Raw genomic sequence first — 16,120 nt, 5'->3', positions numbered from 1 at the left:
GTTTAGGCTTCTCTGTTTAAAAAGTTTTGAACTTGTCTCAAAGCTGCTGCACCAATGTTAAACACAGCCCAGCCAGCTGCAACAGCGATAGGCGCTAAAACGATCGCTACACGAAAATCGATATCCATAATTTAGAACCCCTCTGTTAAGTAGAAATTAAAGTTTTATCAACTCTTCTCATTTTTATTTTTAGCTGAAGTGGGCATTTTTTCCCAACTTCTATGTAAAGAAAGATTAAATTTTGTCATTAGTCATGAGTTCTTTTCCCTTCCCTTGTTCCATTTTCTCCTTCACGGAGCATAAAACCCAAGTCACTACCCTTGCCAGCATGAACTAAGGCTAACTTTTTGTAACGTTCAGCGTGTTCGATTAGTTCTGCGGCTTCGGTTTCGCTCAGTTGACGTAAAACTTTACCAGGAACACCCACAACTAAAGATAAAGGCGGTACATCTTTGGTCACGACTGCGCCTGCACCGATAATACTACCACTGCCCACCCTGACACCATCTAAAACTACTGCCCCGATGCCAATCAAACTGCCACGTTCAATATAGGCAGAATGTATCACAGCACGATGTCCTACAGTCACATGATCTTCTAAAATAGTGGGCAAACCAGGGTCGCCGTGGAGAATGGCTCCATCTTGGATATTGGTGCATTCACCAATCTCAATTCGTTCGACATCTGCCCTAATGACTGCTCCATACCAAATGCTTACACCTGCTTGAATTTTCACAGAACCAATAACAACAGCGTTATCTGCGACGAAGGCTGCTGGAGAAAAATCAGGAGATGGCCAGTAAGAAGCAGTAGACACGATAGAATAGAAATATGGTACCCAGGAACACTGGAGAAACTCCAACCTTTGCGGGGCTGGTTACACAACTAGATTATCATGTTGTTAAACCTCTACACTGAGGAAAACACAGTTTACAATTGTTCTAAACTGCAAACACGTTTCCGTGCAGTTGCCAACAATTTGCCCAAGATGGAGGAGCCGAAGTGTAAAATCGAACCTAATGGTGCTAGTGAAGAAGAAATTATGTTTGTACGCACTTCATGATGAATCCAGGTTTGCAGTACCCAATATTTGGTCACGAAATTCAGTGTCCCCATTGTCGGCAAACTATTCCGGCTTTGACACTTACAGATACCTACCTTTGTCCTCGTCATGGCGCGTTTGAAGCCAACCCTACGACTGAGGAGTTAATTCATCTACAGTCAGGTCGTCATTGGCGCAGATGGAATGGGGAATGGTATAGACAACACACTCATCCTGATGGGATACGGTTTGAAATTCACGAAGCTTTAGACAAACTGTATACCCAAGGCTACCGAGCAACAAGGGTAGTTATCGCCAGACGTTATCAGGAGTTGATGAGTGGCTACTTAGAACGCAGCACTCCTTGGCGTTCTGGACAGCCAGAGACGACATCGGCGCGACTTTATGGCTTACCAGTAGAATTTAGTCCCGATTCCGCAGAAGAACCGTGCTGGGAAGTGATTAATTTCGATTTGGAAAAAGAGCCGGGAGTTCCTGTGCGCTACCCTTATTTTAGGTTGTTTGAATAAGACTGAAGTATGAAGTATGAAGTATGAAATTACTTTAACTATTAAATCTGGGAATTTTTCTAGGTATAAAAAGTGAGTAAGTACAAAAGATTTCTTAACTTTATCCTTCATACTTTACACTTCATACTTTTTAAACTATGCACCACGCTTCTATCCGTACTGGGAATATTTATCGAGCGATCGCATTTTATGAGTTGTTGGGGTTTACAGTATGTGAACGCTTTACTACAGGCTATACCCTGGCTTGTTGGATGGAAGGATTAAGCGGTCGAATTGAACTGATTCAAATTCCCGAACCAAAACCAGCGCCCGATGCTTTTGATGATGAGCATTATGTGGGGTACTATCATTTATCCTTTGATTTAACGGATTTCACCCCAGATTTACCTAGCTGGCTAAGAGATTTAAAAACACGCTTTGCATTAGCATCACAAAGCCAGCCAGAACAATTATCACCCCTCAAAGTCCTGTTAGAGCCAACACAACAGCAAATAGGCGATCGCATCTGGGAAGTAGCCTTTATTGCAGACAGTGATAATTTACCTTTAGAATTTATTCGGCTTTTAGCTCAACTTGGTTAAGTTAGCTGCTCTCTTTATATACTTTTATTACTAGACTAATTTTTATTTGGTAGTGTCGCTGATTTCACTGATCCCAAAGAAAGACTAGACTATTGTGAACCGCGCTTATAAATATGTAATTTAATTTAAATACATCTACCAAAAAAATGTCTGTGTTTTTTAGAGGGTATAGATATCGTTGGTCATTATTACTGTTAAGTCTCTGGATAATTACAGTATTTTGTCTAGTTGATCAACCAGCTAACAGCAAGTATACAGCTATATTAAAATCCGAAAATATTAAAACAAAATTGATTGCAAGTCATATAAATAACTCAACTATCACAGCAAACGTGCGTAAAACCGTATTAGAAAATGGTCTGACTATTCTCACTAAAGAAGTACATACTGCGCCAGTTGTGAGTGTGCAAATGTGGTACAAAGTTGGCTCACGCCACGAAATACCAGGGGTGAATGGGATTGCACATCAACTGGAACACATGATGTTCAAAGGTACAAAAAACCGTCCAGTTCAATTTGGTAAGTTATTTAGTGCTTTAGGTAGTGACTCAAACGCTTTTACTAGTTATGACCAAACAGCTTATTATGGCACCGTAGAACGTGACAAACTCAAAGCACTGCTAATTCTAGAAGCAGATAGAATGCAAAATGCTCTCATTGAGCCTGAGCAACTAGCCAATGAAAAACGGGTAGTAATATCAGAATTACAAGGCTACGAAAATAGTCCTGAATATCGCCTCAACCGTGCTGTCATGCAAGCACTATTTCCCAACCATGCTTACGGATTACCTGTTGGTGGTAACAAAGCAGATGTAGAAAAGTTCCAAGTTGAGCAAGTTCGGGAATATTATCAGAAATTTTATACTCCTGATAATGCTGTATTAGTGATTGTCGGAGATTTCCAAACTACAAAAACTCTAGAAACAGTCAAAGAGATATTTGGTAAATTACCGAAGAGGCAGGAGGCAGGGGGCAGGGGGCAGGAGGAAGGGGAAGAATTTTTTACTCAAAACTCCACACGGGCTAAACGCCCCGCTACAGAATTCAGCACTCAGCACTCAGCACTCAAAACTCAGCACTCAAAACTCAGCACTCCCATCTTACTTAAAGAACAGGGCGCTACAGCAATGCTGCAAGTAGTTTATCCACTACCTGATTTAAATCACCCAGATATCCCTGCTTTAGAAGTGATGGATTACATTTTGACAGAGGGAAGGAATTCGCGGCTATATCAGGCTTTAGTGGAATCTGGTTTAGCGAGTGAAGTCACAGCATCTGTCTCCACCTTGCAAGATGCTGGCTGGTATGAGTTGCTAGTTACAGCAGATGATCATCAAGATTTGCAAAAGATTCAAACCGTATTAAATCGAGCGATCGCTAATTTAGCGCAAAAAGGAGTCAAGCCAGAGGAAATCACTAGGGCTAAAATGCAGGTAGAAGCTGGAGTGATTTTGAGTAATCGTGATATCACCAGCCAAGCAATGCAATTAGGTAACGATGAAACAACCGCAGGTGACTATCGTTATACTGAACGTTATTTAGCCGCTGTTAGTCAGGTGACAGGCGCAGATATTATTAATGTAGTCAACAAATACCTCAAACCAGAAACCCGTGTAGTTGGGTTGTTCCAGCCAACTACTCCAGACGCAAACGAAACTGGTAAAAAATTACACTTAAACCAAACTACAGAAAATTTAGCTGTTGCTACCTCTGCAACTGTATCCGAGTTAGATAAGTACCTACCAGCAATCGAGGAAACCACAGAGGTTGTTAAGCAAGCCTCCCACAGTGCAAATCATAAAACTTCTAACCCAGCGCTACCAGAGCAATTCACTTTAGATAACGGTCTACGAGTATTACTATTACCAGATAAAAGTACTCCTACTGTAACTTTAAACGGCCATATCAAAGCCGGAACAGAATTTGATTTAGAAAATCAAGCTGGACTAGCATCTCTGGTGGCTGATAACTTAATGAGTGGGACAAAAAGCAAAAATGCCTTAACTCTGGCTAAAGCCTTAGAAGATAGAGGCGCATCGCTCGATTTTACCGCTTATCGTGAAGGTGTCAGAATTGAAGGTGATGCTTTAGCCGCAGACTTACCCATCTTGATTCAAACTTTAGCGGATGCTGTGAAAAACAGTACATTTCCCAAAAAAGAATGGGAATTGAATCGCCAGCAAGCTTTAACTGACTTAAAACAAGAATTAGATGATCCCGCAGAAGTTGCCAAAAGAATTTTTGTTCAATCCATTTACCCGAAACAACATCCCCTGCATACTTTTCCCACCCAAAAGAGTCTGCAAAGAATTAAGCGTGAGGATGTGATTGCTTTTAAAGCCAAACATTACCGTCCAGATACAACAGTGCTAGTGATTGTAGGAGATTTTGCACCTATCGAAGTGCGATCGCTCATCCAAAAAGCATTTGACGACTGGCAAGTTAGCGGTCAAGCACCAACAATACAATATCCAACAGTGAATGTACTTAACAAGGGATTAAGTGTAAACCCTGTAATTGTCGGTAAAGCTCAGTCTATTACTTTTATGGGTAACACAGGGATTAACCGTCAAGACTCGCGATATTACGCGGCTTTAGTATTGAATCAAATCTTGGGGGGCGATACCTTATCTAGTTACTTAGGTGCAGAAGTGCGCGATCGCCAAGGCTTAACCTACGGTATTTATAGCTACTTGCAAGCGCAAAAAAATGTCGGGACATTTTGGATTGAAATGCAAACTAGTCCTGAAGATAGTCACAAAGCGATCGCTAGTACCCGCAAACTCTTACAAGAAATTCATCAACAAGGCGTAACAGCAAATGATGTTGAAACAGCCAAGAACACCTTAATTAGTACCTACAAAGTTTCCCTCGCTGACCCAGAAGAATTAGCACATACCATGCTGATGAATCAGGTACGAGGTATGGAAATCACAGAACTACATTCCTTCGCGGATAAAATCAAACAAGTTACCCTTACCCAAGTCAATCAAGCCGCCCGTGAGTTACTCCACCCAGATAAAATTGTGGTGGTGACAGCAGGGCCGACTGTTGTCGCAGATAAATAATCATTTATCATTTGTTTTTAGCGAGGACAAAGAAGTAATGAAAAAATTCCCTGTCAAAGCATTTAGACTTCAGACTTTATATTTCATACTTCAATTGTCTTTGATACTAAGTCTAAATTTCATCCTACCTCCTGCTTCAGCTATTGCAGAAAATGTATCTAGTGATTTGCTAAAGCAACCAGCCACAGAAATTACCGTCAACTTAAGTAATTCTGCTAACGAACTCAAATTTGTACCAAATCATCTAGAGTTAATTGCTGGTAAACGCTATCTACTACAACTCAAAAATCCTAGCCAATCAAAGCATTACTTTACAGCTAAAGATTTTGCTGATGGCATTTGGACACAAAAAGTAGAAGCAGGCAAAGTAGAAATTAAAGGCGCAATTCACGAACTAGAATTAAAGCCAGGTGCTGAAGCTGAATGGGTTTTTGTCCCCTTAAAAACCGGAAAATATAGCTTACGCTGTCCCATTCCAGGACACACTGAAGCCGGAATGACAGGAGAAATTATCATTGGTAATTCGTAATTACTTTGAATAAATCAGTTATCAGTTCTGAGTTAGATGAGGACATAAACTAATCAGCGAACTCTAGACACCAACAGACTTTCAAGGGTATTACCTGTTATAACTTAGATATAGATATAGTTTCTCAATTATCCTAGAACAAGCACCGACACCGTAGCGACAAAGCATTAGTAATTATTATCAGCACATGAACATTTTTAGCAACTTGCTTTCTCAACCAGTTAAAATCACACCGTCCAAAAAACAACGCCGAGGAATAGAACTGAAATCGCCGCGAGAAATTGAAATTATGCGGCAATCGGCGAAAATAGTCGCAACGGTATTAAAAGAAATTTCTGCACTGGTCAAACCAGGAATGACAACAGCTGACTTGGATGCTTACGCAGAAAAACGCATCCGGGAAATGGACGCAACTCCCAGCTTTAAAGGATATCACGGGTTTACTGGCTCTATTTGCTCCAGTATTAACAATGAAGTAGTACATGGTATTCCCAGTCCGAAAAAAGTCATCCGTGCTGGAGATGTATTAAAAGTAGATACAGGCGCTTATTATCAAGGTTTCCACGGCGATTCTTGCATCACAATTGCTGTCGGTGAAGTTACCCCAGAAGCTGCTAACTTAATTCGTGTAGCTGAAGAAGCTTTATATAAAGGTATAGAAGAAGTCAAAGCTGGTGCATATTTACTTGACCTAGCTGGCGCTATAGAAGACCATGTAAAAGCTAATGGCTATAGTGTCGTGGAAGAATTTACCGGACATGGTGTTGGTCGGAACTTGCACGAAGAACCTTCAGTATTTAACTTTCGCACACGAGATATGCCGAATGTGAAATTGCGCGCGGGAATGACTTTAGCCATTGAACCTATTTTAAATGCAGGTTCCAAACACACGCGCACATTAGCTGACCGTTGGACAGCGGTAACAGTAGATAATTCTCTATCGGCTCAGTTTGAGCATACAGTATTGGTGACAGAAACTGGTTATGAAATTTTGACCGATCGCACTAAAGTTTAGCAGGTGATAGGTGACAGGTTACAGGTGACAGGTTACAGTCTTTTACGGTCATTTATAATTGCCTGATATCGTGACTGTGTTAGCGATCGCAATTCATCCCAACAGCGCACTTGATAAATTAACGTTGGGATGAATTTTTGCTGTTTAAGTTCAATATCTGGAAAGTTCATCCTAGAGAGACTGAACACAGAAACCAGAAATTAGTTCAATCAAGAAGTAGATAAGACTTTAGCGTTTGCGAAAATGACCACTATTCAGTGCCAAAATCTAGAGAATCAACAGCAGGCTAAAACTAGTCTGCCAAACTTAGGCTTAGTTTGTATCACAGTTTCTCAGCAAGTCCGCTTTAAAACAATTACCCGTACACGCTATTTAAAACTCTCCCTGGATGAACGGGAAAGTATCTTGAGAGAACTTTATCAACATAACTTGCGGCGTTTACATGATGCGCTTTCTTTTTGTAAGCAAAATCAAATTCGCCTTTATCGAATGACTTCTAACTTATTCCCGATGAATGATTTAGAAGACCAAATTGGCGAGAATATCTTAGAAGAAATGAGCGCTGATTTGGGCAAAATTGGTCAACGAGCAGTAGCATTGGGTATCAGAATGGTACTACATCCTGATCAATTTGTCGTGCTGAGTTCCGATTCGCCGGAAATTGTGCAAACAAGTATCAAAATATTATCAAGACACGCGCGGGACTTAGATTTACTCGGTTTACCTCGTTCGCCTTGGTCGTTGATGAACATTCATGGTGGTAAATCTCAACGCGCCGAACAGTTAGTAAAAGTGATTTCTCAATTACCAGAAGCGATTAAAAGTCGCTTAACTTTAGAAAACGACGAATACGCCTATAGTGCTAGTGAAATTTTAGCAGTCTGTCAAGAAGCTAAAATACCCTTAGTATTTGACGCTCATCACCATATTTGCCACGAAAATTTAGATAGCTATGATGATCCGAGTGTCGCTACTATGCTTGCAGCAGCGCAATCAACTTGGAAAAATCCTGATTCGCAATTAGTGCATATTTCCAACGGTGAAACAGCTTTTAAAGATCGAAAACACAGCGATTTGATTACTGATATGCCCAGTATCTATCATCAAGCACCGTGGATAGAAGTGGAAGCCAAACGCAAAGAAGAAGCGATCGCCCATTTGCGTAGTTGGTGGCTTATGGGACAATAATATGTTTGTTGAGAAAATTTTGCGCCTTTCGATGAAATAATAAAGAGACTATGGCGATCGCAATCGATTTTGGTACTAGTAACACAGTTATTGCCCGTTGGAACCCTGTCACCCAAAAGGCAGAAACTTTGTCTTTACCTGGTTTATCAATTCAACAAAGTCTCAATCCCCCACTCATCCCCAGCTTGGTGTATGTAGAAGACGCAGCCCAGGGTAAAGTTTTAGTAGGGCAACAAGTACGCGATCGCGGTTTAGATCTCAAAGGCGAAGCAAGATTTTTTCGCAGCTTCAAGCGCGGTATCGGCGCAGAAATTCAAGGCTTTTTACCAGAATTAGACGGACAAGCAGTCACCTTTGAACAAGTAGGACAATGGTTTCTCGATCAAGTAATTGCACAACTAGCACCCTTAGAAGGAGGCTTAGACTCGCTCATATTAACCGTCCCGGTAGATAGTTTTGAAGCTTATCGCCACTGGTTAGGAACGGTTTGTCAAAGCCTTCCCGTCGAACAGGTGCGGATGCTAGATGAACCTACAGCCGCCGCCTTGGGTTATGGCTTGGCTGATCAAGAAAATTTATTGGTGATTGATTTTGGTGGCGGTACTTTAGATTTATCTCTAGTCAGCTTGGATAAAGGCGCACAAGGAAATACTAAACCCATCGGATTTTTGCTGAAGTGGGGGAACAAATCTTTAGCCGAAAATTCCAAGCAAAAAGTCAAAACAGCGCGTGTATTGGCGAAAGCTGGGCAGAATTTAGGCGGTACAGATATTGACAATTGGTTAGTTGATTACTTTGCCAAAACTCAAGGCTTGGCAACCAGTCCATTAACAACGAGATTAGCAGAAAAAGTCAAAATTCAACTATCAACGCAAAACCAAGCCAGTGAAGTTTATTTTGATGATGAAACATTTGAGAGTTACGAATTAAATTTAGACCGCGATAATTTAGAAAATATCCTCAAAGAACACGGATTTTTTGAGCGATTAGATGAGTCGATGACAAATCTGTTGCAGCAAGCCCGTCGCCAGGGAATAGAATTAACAGATATCAATGCAGTGTTGTTAGTTGGGGGAACGGTGCAACTCCCAGCAGTGCAGACATGGGTAAAACAGTATTTTGAGCCAGAAAAAATCCGTTGTGAACGGCCGTTTGAAGCGATCGCCCAAGGTGCATTGCAGTTATCCCAAGGCGTGGAAATCAAAGACTTTCTCTACCACAGCTACGGAATTCGTTACTGGGATCGGCGCAACCAACGCCACAGTTGGCATCCGATTATCAAATCAGGACAAGCTTACCCGATGAATCAAGCTGTAGAGTTATTTTTAGGCGCATCTGTCGAGAATCAACCCAGCATTGAATTAATTATCGGGGAATTAGGCGCAGACACAGGCAACACCGAAGTTTATTTTGATGGCGATCGCTTAATTACTCGCCGTCTCGATAGCGGTGAAACCACCGTCAAACCTCTAAATGATAGTGCAGGCGCGAGAACTATTGCTCAACTCACCCCACCAGGATATCCGGGGAGCGATCGCGTGAAAATCCTCTTTCAAGTTGATGACAAACGCTTTTTGCGTATCACCGTTGAAGATTTGTTAACAAATGACACATTGCTAGAAAATCAACTCGTGGCACAGTTGAGTTAATAATAGACAGTAAAAACTTTACGAACCAATAACTCAAAACGCCGCAGACAGATAATCTTTCGGTGGTCAAGTGCATTGGGTTTTTATATGCTTATCAGTAATCATAATCACCATCTACCCACCAGTCTGGAGCAATATTTCCAAAATCTATACTGATAGGCGATTTGGTCTCAACTTCAACATCATCCACTTCAACCTCTGCACCAATTTTATCCAAGTCACCTACAAACGTAATTAAAACTTCTATCTCCAAATAAGCTTGAGTATTTACACTATTGCCACCCATTCCGATGTAATCTTTGTCGATAGAGTCATATACTGAGAAAGAAAAACTACACTCAATGTTAACATCAACAATCAGTTTTGATTCAACAATCAAACCATTATCATAATTGACCGGCCTAAATATTAAATTAGGAGTTTCAAGTACTCTAAAATCAAATCTATTAACATTTATATATTTTTCTTCTTCTTCATACTCAAAAGAAGAATGAACTTCTGGATAAATATCAATATCAGAAATGTGATACTCTAAAGCATTTATAACAGCTTCTTTTACATCATCAAGATAACCTTGCTTATATCTTTCCGATAAATATCTACATATATCCTCAGCATCTTGAAGTTGAAACAGTCCCAAAGCTCCTGCAAAATCATTGGTAGAGCAAAGTCTTTCAGAATCTTTGCAGAAGTTAGCCCAGTCATTATCCGAGGTGACAACAATAATTTTTGTTTGATTTTCCTTAGCCCATGCTTCAAGTGACATTAAAGCGATTGCATCAGGAAATTCACTTTTCTTTTTTCCTGATTCTGAAAATGGTGGTTTAGCTTGAAAATATTTTTGTATTAAATCACTGACGATTAGATAGTTTTGAGCCTCTATAATTTCTAAAGATGTAGCATCTATAAATTTACTAAATCTATCTAATGTAATTTCTTGTGCATCACGTCCATCAAAAACTAATTTTTTAATATTTTCAATCTCACGATTCTCAAGTTGCCAATAATCCTTAGCCTGTTTTAAATATTTCTCAAGTTCTCTTTGTGCATTTTTTGTTTTTTCAGTTAGGTGTGATAATACTTCTTCTTTAACTATCTCAGAAATAATCACCTTGGTAGAACTATCTCGAAATTGCTCTAATTGTTTAAGTAATCCAGATTCCAGCCTCAAACCTTGAGCATCAAAAACTGAAGTATCTATAGTAATTGCACCAAATTTCCCCTGTCTGACAAGGCTCTTCAGTTCATCTAACTCCATATTTTTATTCATAGCGATATAGATGACTCTCGTAGCTCAAAGATGTATATTATTTTATTATCGCGTTTTAGAAAATATCTAGAAATTCTCATTTAAATATTGAATTTTGTGATCACTTAATTATCCGCACTTTAGATAGCGGTCAACCAATCACACCTTGTTAGAAAATCAGGTTATTGCACATTTGAGTAAAGATAAAAAGCTTTGTTACAAAAATCAGTATATTTGTACTATAGACAGATTTCGTCTATAATGATGTTTGTTGGTGTTCTACAAACTTGTTAAGATAGAATGCTTATCTCAAGCTGCCTATTAGGCTATGATAAACTGTCTTATTGCGGCTCGTTACTTTATTATGAGAGCTTATGAAGATTGTATAGAAGCTGAAATGACCAATATGAAAGTTCAGAAGCTTCTGTATTATGCTCAAAGCGTACATTTGGCACTCTACAATGAACCTTTGTTTGAAGAGGAAATTCAAGCATGGCGCTACGGCCCTGTTTGTCCTCCCGCATACAGATTTTATAGTGAGTTTGAGGCTAAACAGTTACCTATCCCTGGTCAAGAAACCTTGTTGGAACTTCCTGGGGAGCAGAAAGAACTTTTAGAAGAAATTTGGGAATACTTTGGTGGATACCATGCTTATCGATTGAGTAATATGACTCACGGAGAATTTCCTTGGAGGAAAGCTCGTAAAGGTCTACCACCTAAAGCAAGCTCAACAGAGCCAATACTTCTAGATGATATGAAAGCATTGGGCTATCAAAAACTTGATTTGATAGAACGTGATAATCCTGCATATCAAATAACAATGTCTGAAACTTTGCAGGATACATTAGCTTCAGAGTCCTCAAATCGGATTGGTAAAGGAGAAGTGCGTGACTGGCTCAACTCCCTTCTCGATTGAGGAATCCGATAATTTCAAGCGTTCTTTTAAAAAACTTGCAAAAGTTTATAAAGATAACTTTGTTGAACTGATTGCAAAAACATTAGAAGATTTGATTGATGACCAGTACCCAAACAACTCTCGTAACGAACCTCTACCTGCAAAGATTCAGTTACCAGAAGGATGGACATTTCATAAGCTAGAAATTTGGTTTTCCAAAGGGGCTTCAGGGCAAATTAGGCTGATGTACTTGGTCAATGCAGAGACTTACACAATTAAGCTAGTTTGGATTTATAGTCATGAGCAATTTGCAAAACGCCCTGCTGATGTAGATTTGAAGAGTGTGATTAGAGAAATTCTAGATTTTTAAGTTTGTGTTTTAATAGGTGATTATTCTTTAACAGCGATCGCATAAATACTTTAAGACTATTTTGGATATTTTGCGAGAGAAAGCCTCATTTCGTATCTTAAGAGTGATCGCCTCATTCATATTTTGTTTCTCAATCAATTGCTGAAACGCGGCTCAAATTTTTTGATTGTGCTTTGCAACAAGTCCAATCAATTGTCGAATTTACGTTTGTTTCTTTCCAAAAATGGGTAACTTGAGTAAGTAACATACGGAAATGAATCCATGCTCATGTTACTGTTTAACGTTGGCAATGAACGGTACGCGATCGCCTCTCAAAAGGTTGTGGAAGTTATCCCGCTGGTTTTGCTGAAAACCTTACCACACACACCACCACATATAGCTGGCGTATTTAACTATCGTGGTCGCATTGTACCAGTAATTGATGTATGCCAATTGATGGAGGGTAAACCCTGTGGCGATAACTTGAGTACGCGAATTATATTAACTAACTATTGTCGAGATAATCATACTCAACATATTTTGGGCTTGATGGCAGAACAAGTTGTGGAAACATTACACAAATCTGCAAGTGAGTTTATTGATTCTCGTATTCAAATAGAGACTGCACCATACTTGGGCCAGATGATCTTAGATGAAAAAGGGATGATTCAGTGCGTACAAATTGAGTACTTGTTATCTGAAGCCGAACAAGTTAACTTCTTGGCGGAAAATTTTTTAAATCCAGCTATTTAGTTTAAAGACAGTAATAATGGCACAGTCTGTCATCGAAGCTTTACTGAGAAGCAAAATTGGTTTAGATGTGAACTCAATTGGTTCTGGTGCGATCGCTAGTGCTATTTCTCAAAGAATGGCAGATTGTAGTATATCGCAAATATCTGACTATTTAAGACATTTCCAGGATTTTCCTCAAGAATGGGATGCACTGATCGACCGTGTAATTGTCCCAGAAACTTGGTTTTTTCGTGAGCCGGAATCATTTGCACTGCTCAAAAGCTATGTATTATCGGAATGGTTGCCCAAGAAACCACAATGTGTATTGCGAGTTTTGAGTGTACCTTGCGCTACAGGTGAAGAACCATATTCGATTGCGATCGCTCTTTTAGAAGCCGGATTAACATCTGCTCAATTTCACATTGATGCTGTTGATATTAGCAAACAATGCTTATTAAAAGCTCAACGAGCAATTTACGATAAATATTCATTTCGAGGGAATAATTTTGATTTTCAGGAACGCTATTTTCAATCAATAAATTCACAATATCATCTACAAGCCTCAGTCAAAAACTTAGTAAATTTTATTAACGGCAATTTAGCTGATGCTAATTTTTTAGCTAATCAAAAAGTTTATAATGTGATTTTTTGCCGCAACTTATTAATTTACTTTGATAGTGTTACTAGAGAACAAACTACTCACATTCTCGAAAATTTACTAGTTACAGGTGGGTTATTATTTGTCGCCTACGCTGAAGCTGCATTACTTATGAAAACGCAATTGCTATCTGTACGTCAATCGTCGGCTATTGCTTATCGAAAGTTGAGTAAACAGCAAAATTTTGTGCAGAAATCTGATATCACTAATAAACCAATAATTTTGCCGAAATTACCCGAACTCGCTATCAACAACAAAGTAGAAATTGCTCCACAAAAACAGATAGTAGGAAACAACCTTAATACAGACTTATTAGACCTAGCTAAAACTGCGGCTAATCAAGGTTGCTTAGATGAAGCCGTACAACTATGTAACGACTACATCAATCAAAATCAAATGAATGCTGAAGCTTATGTTCTCCTGGGGGAAGTGCAGCAAGCAATGGGAGAAAATGAGCAAGCGGAGCAATATTTTCGCAAAGCAATTTATATCCAACCTAATCATGAAGCAGCATTAACTCATCTAGCATTACTCAAAGAACAACAGGGAGATAGAGTTAGTGCTAGTTTGCTGTGGCAGCGTATCTACAGATTAAAACGCTAGAAGTGAAGACAGCATCTTAGTCAATTGAGCAAAATTTACACTTATTTAAGTAAATTAATAATATTTCTAAAATTTAAATATATTAATTGTTACTTTGGTCTTCAATTTGGGAATTTTAGTATTTGTAAGCTTTTCTAGTTTTAATATTAGTCTCTGACTATTTTTAGGTTAATCATTCAAAGACTTTATTAATTAACTTGTGAATTATATAAATAATTCTAGCAGGACTAATTGGCTAGAAAAATATAGTTTTAGGCTTGCATTTTTCTTCTAATTCAATATAAAACATAAAAATGCTAAATAAATGGAAGCTCAAAGATAAAATTTTACTAGGATTCTCGATACCCACAATTTTAATTTTTATTTTTAGTGTCATAGTATATGCCACTAGCAATCAGACAAGAATCATCTATAGACAAGTGGGCAGGTCAAACGAAGCCATTATTGGGACAAATTATATGGCTTTAAGTATAGCTAATATGAATCTGGCAATTCGTCGATATTTATTTGATCCGCAAAAGCACCAAGATGCACTGGAAAGATACAGGATTTTTCACAAAGGTTTCCAGGATAATTTTAATCGCACATCTAATGTTGTTGAAGATAAATTACAAATGCAAAGATTACAAGTAATGCAAAATATCTTGGAGGACTTTGATAGTTTAGTGAAAGTTACTATTACAACACCAGGGTTCGATAAAAATAAACAATTAATTGATCAATATCTGGAAAAATCCAGAGATATGTCCGATAAATTTCGCCAAATAAATGAGGAGTTTGCCAATCGACAAAAAGAAATTATGGGACAAAGAATTGAAGGTACAAAATTAATGCTCAATTTTATGAGCTTATTAGCAGTGTTGGTCACACTTGCAAGTGTAGCGATCGCAGTTTTTACCACGTCAGTAATTTCCCAGTCTTTGGGTAACAGAGTAGCTAAGGCTTTAACTGTAGCCAATCAGATTTCTGCTGGTGATTTAACCTTATCTTTGGCTGAGAGTGAATTTAATCATCAAGATGAAATTGGCCAAATCTTGGAATCTTTTAAAAAGATGACGCAGAAATTGAGTAGCTTAATTCGCCAAGTGCAAGGATCAGGAATTCAAGTGACAACCTCAGCGACACAGATAGCAGCATCAGGGAAACAATTAGAAGCAACACTAGCAGAACAAGTAGCTTCAACCAATCAAGTCACAGCCACAGCCAAAGAAATCGCCAGCACAGCCAAAGAACTAGTGAACACAATGGAACAAGTGGTCACAATGTCACAAGCCACAACCAGCGCCGCCAACATCAGCCAAAAAGATTTAAGGGGAATGGAAAATAGTATGCGCCAGTTGGCACAAGCCACAAATACCATTGCATCTAGGTTGGGAATTATTAGCGAAAAAGCCAACAACATCAATAATATTGTTCTGACCATTACGAAAGTCGCCGACCAAACAAATTTGTTATCGTTAAACGCTGCCATCGAAGCTGAAAAAGCCGGGGAATATGGCTTAGGCTTTGCCGTAGTCGCCAGAGAAATTCGCCGATTAGCAGATCAAACCGCAGTCGCCACCCTGGATATTGAACAGATGGTTAAACAGATGCAATCTTCTGTATCGACAGGGGTAATGGAAATGGACAAATTTGCCGCGGAAGTTGGACGGAGTGTGACAGATGTCAGCAGCATTAGTACGCAGATTGGGCAAATTATCCAACAAGTACAAGACTTAAATCCACGTTTTGCATCTGTAAATCAAGGGATGGAAATACAGTCGGAGCGCAACAAATTAGTGAAGCAATGGTGCAATTGAGTACTACCTCAGTGCAAACTGCTGATTCTCTGCGGGAAATTAATCAGGCGATCGCTCAACTTAATCAAGTTTCCCGTGGTTTGCGTCAAGAAGTTTCTATCTTCAAAGTCAACAACAATATTGTGGAACCGACTTTATCGTAAGTTCAATATAATTATCCTCAAATACGGATGTCAATCTTCCTCTAAAAAAGCTATTAATGGCTAATTCGCCTAGCTTCAGCTTTTGTTACA

The 16,120-nt window shown here is 39.1% G+C and carries 15 protein-coding genes and 1 pseudogene; 12 read left to right on the top strand and 4 right to left on the bottom strand.

Going from position 1 to position 16,120, the window contains the following annotated elements; all coding sequences use genetic code 11:
* Positions 1–2: 2 nt before the first annotated feature.
* A complete protein-coding gene (locus IQ244_RS17520) occupies positions 3–128 on the bottom strand; it encodes a photosystem II protein Y (RefSeq protein WP_096581838.1) in 126 nt (41 codons plus the stop codon).
* A 119-nt stretch (positions 129–247) separates the two neighbouring features.
* Positions 248–817: a gamma carbonic anhydrase family protein gene (locus tag IQ244_RS17515; protein WP_193896295.1), complete on the bottom strand. Its 570-nt coding sequence runs from the start codon at positions 815–817 to the stop codon at positions 248–250.
* 242 nt (positions 818–1,059) lie between these two features.
* On the opposite strand from IQ244_RS17515, the gene IQ244_RS17510 reads away from it, so the two are divergent.
* The 5 genes from IQ244_RS17510 (at position 1,060) to map (ending at position 6,765) form a co-directional block, all read left to right on the top strand.
* Positions 1,060–1,572: a TIGR02652 family protein gene (locus IQ244_RS17510; RefSeq protein ID WP_193896293.1), complete on the top strand. Its 513-nt coding sequence runs from the start codon at positions 1,060–1,062 to the stop codon at positions 1,570–1,572.
* A gap of 137 nt (positions 1,573–1,709) precedes the next feature.
* Positions 1,710–2,153: a VOC family protein gene (locus IQ244_RS17505; protein WP_193896291.1), complete on the top strand. Its 444-nt coding sequence runs from the start codon at positions 1,710–1,712 to the stop codon at positions 2,151–2,153.
* A gap of 146 nt (positions 2,154–2,299) precedes the next feature.
* The gene (locus tag IQ244_RS17500) at positions 2,300–5,221 is read left to right on the top strand and encodes a M16 family metallopeptidase (RefSeq protein ID WP_193896289.1); all 2,922 of its coding nucleotides are present in this window, start codon (positions 2,300–2,302) and stop codon (positions 5,219–5,221) included.
* Between the two features lie 37 nt (positions 5,222–5,258).
* A complete protein-coding gene (locus IQ244_RS17495; protein ID WP_193896287.1) occupies positions 5,259–5,750 on the top strand; it encodes a cupredoxin domain-containing protein in 492 nt (163 codons plus the stop codon).
* A gap of 187 nt (positions 5,751–5,937) precedes the next feature.
* Positions 5,938–6,765, top strand: coding sequence for a type I methionyl aminopeptidase (map, locus tag IQ244_RS17490; RefSeq protein WP_193896285.1), 828 nt, complete (start codon positions 5,938–5,940; stop codon positions 6,763–6,765).
* Between the two features lie 32 nt (positions 6,766–6,797).
* On the opposite strand, the gene IQ244_RS17485 is transcribed toward map, so the two are convergent.
* On the bottom strand, positions 6,798–6,935 hold the full coding sequence (locus tag IQ244_RS17485; RefSeq protein WP_193896283.1) for a hypothetical protein: 138 nt from the start codon (positions 6,933–6,935) through the stop codon (positions 6,798–6,800).
* A gap of 73 nt (positions 6,936–7,008) precedes the next feature.
* Here IQ244_RS17485 and uvsE point away from each other — a divergent pair, with 73 nt between their 5' ends.
* Together uvsE and IQ244_RS17475 are read left to right on the top strand one after the other, a co-directional pair.
* A complete protein-coding gene (gene uvsE / locus IQ244_RS17480; RefSeq protein ID WP_193896281.1) occupies positions 7,009–7,953 on the top strand; it encodes a UV DNA damage repair endonuclease UvsE in 945 nt (314 codons plus the stop codon).
* A 50-nt stretch (positions 7,954–8,003) separates the two neighbouring features.
* Entirely contained in the window at positions 8,004–9,602 is a 1,599-nt protein-coding gene (locus tag IQ244_RS17475) for an Hsp70 family protein (RefSeq protein WP_193896279.1), read from the top strand.
* A gap of 94 nt (positions 9,603–9,696) precedes the next feature.
* On the opposite strand, the gene IQ244_RS17470 is transcribed toward IQ244_RS17475, so the two are convergent.
* Positions 9,697–10,860, bottom strand: a complete 1,164-nt coding sequence (locus IQ244_RS17470; RefSeq protein WP_193896277.1) for a PIN domain-containing protein — start codon at positions 10,858–10,860, stop codon at positions 9,697–9,699.
* A gap of 397 nt (positions 10,861–11,257) precedes the next feature.
* On the opposite strand from IQ244_RS17470, the gene IQ244_RS17465 reads away from it, so the two are divergent.
* From IQ244_RS17465 to IQ244_RS17445, 5 genes and pseudogenes are all read left to right on the top strand, one after another.
* The gene (locus tag IQ244_RS17465) at positions 11,258–11,767 is read left to right on the top strand and encodes a Panacea domain-containing protein (protein WP_228058982.1); all 510 of its coding nucleotides are present in this window, start codon (positions 11,258–11,260) and stop codon (positions 11,765–11,767) included.
* Positions 11,739–12,116: a hypothetical protein gene (locus IQ244_RS17460; protein ID WP_193896273.1), complete on the top strand. Its 378-nt coding sequence runs from the start codon at positions 11,739–11,741 to the stop codon at positions 12,114–12,116. The genes IQ244_RS17465 and IQ244_RS17460 overlap by 29 nt, the downstream gene beginning before the upstream one ends.
* 261 nt (positions 12,117–12,377) lie before the next feature.
* Complete coding sequence (locus tag IQ244_RS17455; protein ID WP_193896271.1) at positions 12,378–12,848, top strand: chemotaxis protein CheW; 471 nt, start codon at positions 12,378–12,380, stop codon at positions 12,846–12,848.
* Positions 12,849–12,864: 16 nt separating this feature from the next.
* The gene (locus tag IQ244_RS17450) at positions 12,865–14,088 is read left to right on the top strand and encodes a CheR family methyltransferase (RefSeq protein ID WP_193896269.1); all 1,224 of its coding nucleotides are present in this window, start codon (positions 12,865–12,867) and stop codon (positions 14,086–14,088) included.
* Between the two features lie 293 nt (positions 14,089–14,381).
* Positions 14,382–16,030 (top strand): annotated as a pseudogene (locus IQ244_RS17445) (methyl-accepting chemotaxis protein).
* The last annotated feature ends 90 nt before the right edge of the window (positions 16,031–16,120 follow it).

This window comes from Nostoc sp. LEGE 06077, assembly GCF_015207705.1.
Taxonomy (GTDB): Bacteria; Cyanobacteriota; Cyanobacteriia; order Cyanobacteriales; family Nostocaceae; genus Nostoc_B.
The sequence above is the reverse complement of the archived record's forward strand: the minus strand, read 5'-3'. Positions and strand labels throughout refer to the sequence as shown.

What these genes read in the sequence shown, in the direction of transcription:
- IQ244_RS17500 (WP_193896289.1), top strand. Translation starts at nt 2,300, where the DNA reads ATGTCTGTGTTTTTTAGAGGGTATAGATATCGTTGGTCATTATTACTG.
- IQ244_RS17495 (WP_193896287.1), top strand. Translation starts at nt 5,259, where the DNA reads ATGAAAAAATTCCCTGTCAAAGCATTTAGACTTCAGACTTTATATTTC.
- IQ244_RS17470 (WP_193896277.1), bottom strand. Translation starts at nt 10,860, where the DNA reads ATGGAGTTAGATGAACTGAAGAGCCTTGTCAGACAGGGGAAATTTGGT.
- IQ244_RS17475 (WP_193896279.1), top strand. Translation starts at nt 8,004, where the DNA reads ATGGCGATCGCAATCGATTTTGGTACTAGTAACACAGTTATTGCCCGT.
- uvsE (WP_193896281.1), top strand. Translation starts at nt 7,009, where the DNA reads ATGACCACTATTCAGTGCCAAAATCTAGAGAATCAACAGCAGGCTAAA.
- IQ244_RS17455 (WP_193896271.1), top strand. Translation starts at nt 12,378, where the DNA reads ATGCTCATGTTACTGTTTAACGTTGGCAATGAACGGTACGCGATCGCC.
- IQ244_RS17485 (WP_193896283.1), bottom strand. Translation starts at nt 6,935, where the DNA reads ATGAACTTTCCAGATATTGAACTTAAACAGCAAAAATTCATCCCAACG.
- IQ244_RS17465 (WP_228058982.1), top strand. Translation starts at nt 11,258, where the DNA reads ATGAAAGTTCAGAAGCTTCTGTATTATGCTCAAAGCGTACATTTGGCA.
- IQ244_RS17450 (WP_193896269.1), top strand. Translation starts at nt 12,865, where the DNA reads ATGGCACAGTCTGTCATCGAAGCTTTACTGAGAAGCAAAATTGGTTTA.
- IQ244_RS17510 (WP_193896293.1), top strand. Translation starts at nt 1,060, where the DNA reads ATGATGAATCCAGGTTTGCAGTACCCAATATTTGGTCACGAAATTCAG.
- IQ244_RS17505 (WP_193896291.1), top strand. Translation starts at nt 1,710, where the DNA reads ATGCACCACGCTTCTATCCGTACTGGGAATATTTATCGAGCGATCGCA.
- map (WP_193896285.1), top strand. Translation starts at nt 5,938, where the DNA reads ATGAACATTTTTAGCAACTTGCTTTCTCAACCAGTTAAAATCACACCG.
- IQ244_RS17520 (WP_096581838.1), bottom strand. Translation starts at nt 128, where the DNA reads ATGGATATCGATTTTCGTGTAGCGATCGTTTTAGCGCCTATCGCTGTT.